1 pseudogene is annotated in these 230 nt (G+C 42.2%); it reads left to right on the forward strand.

Features of this window, described 5'->3' with window-relative positions:
* Nucleotides 1-230 (forward strand): annotated as a pseudogene (locus KVT11_RS20825) (aspartate aminotransferase family protein); the annotation flags it as partial.

Raw genomic sequence — 230 nt, forward strand, 5'->3', positions numbered from 1 at the left:
GGTATTGCATGCTTGGAAGTGTTAAAAGAAGACGGAGTCTACGAACGTCGGGAGCAGCACGGGGCCATGTTAGAAGAGGGAATTTTAGCCCACGCAAAAAAACATCAAGTAGATATTACAGTGAATCGCATAAAAGGTGCTCTCACCATTTATTTTACAATGGAAACGATTGTGAACTACGAGCAGGCTGAAAATACGGATGGTGAAATGTTCGCCCGTTTCTTTAAATT

The sequence above is a fragment of the Bacillus sp. GbtcB10 genome, assembly GCF_019091365.1.
Taxonomy (GTDB): Bacteria; Bacillota; Bacilli; order Bacillales; family Bacillaceae; genus Bacillus; species Bacillus altitudinis.